Origin of the sequence: Terrabacter terrae (genome assembly GCF_039529575.1) — a bacterium.
GTDB classification, from domain to species: Bacteria; Actinomycetota; Actinomycetes; order Actinomycetales; family Dermatophilaceae; genus Terrabacter; species Terrabacter terrae.
This window is the reverse complement of sequence record NZ_BAAANB010000013.1, coordinates 1-810: the sequence shown is the minus strand read 5'-3', so window position 1 is coordinate 810 and position 810 is coordinate 1. Positions and strand designations below refer to the sequence as shown.

The window sequence follows — 810 nt, the reverse complement described above, 5'->3', positions numbered from 1 at the left end:
GGCGAGCCGGCTCGTCGCTCCCATCCGCCGCGGCGCGGAGGCGTGCCCGCCGTCGCCGCGGGCGACGAGCTCGACGTCGACGGTGCCCTTCTCCGACACGCCGACCACGGCGATCGGCGCGTCGACGCCGGGAAGCACGCCCCGCACGATGGCGCCGCCCTCGTCGAGGACGAACCACGGCTCGATCCCGCGCTCGCGCAGGATCGCGACGGCGTCGACCGCTGCGCTGCCCGACACCTCCTCGTTGCAGCCGAAGGAGAGCCACACGTCCCGGCCCGGTGTGACACCTTCACCGATGAGGGCCTCGACGGCCTGGCAGGTGGCGACGAGCGAGCCCTTGCAGTCGAGCGCCCCACGGCCCCAGACGTGCCCGTCGGCGAGGTCGCCTCCGAAGGGCGGCCGCGTCCAGGCCGCAGAGTCACCGACGGGCACCACGTCGAGGTGCGCCATGAGCACGACCGGCGCCTCCCGCGTGCGCCCGGGCCACCGCACGAGCAGCGCGTCCCCTGCGATGCGCTCGACCTCGCACGTCCCGTGCAGCCGAGGGAACCGCACCCGCAGCTCGGTCAGCAGCGACTCGAAGGCCGCCCGGTCCACACGCCCGGGCTCCCAGTGCGACACCGTCGGGATCCGGATGAGCGCGCGCAGCGCCTCGACGGCAGCGTCGTCCTCGTGCATGGACCGGAGCGTATGCGCCCTCTGACGGTTTCGTCCCCACCCGCCGCTCCGGGTCGGGACGTTGGCCCCCGACGACAGGGGTGTTGCGATGGAGCTGCAGGGACGAGCCGTCTTCTTCGCCGCCCGTGCCGT

General features: G+C 74.3%; 1 protein-coding gene. It reads right to left on the bottom strand.

Annotation, left to right across the window (positions count from 1 at the left end; all coding sequences use genetic code 11):
- A partial coding sequence (locus ABD194_RS08585) for a M20/M25/M40 family metallo-hydrolase (RefSeq protein ID WP_343990126.1) occupies nt 1–678 on the bottom strand: 678 nt, incomplete at its 3' end.
- Nucleotides 679–810 lie beyond the last annotated feature (132 nt).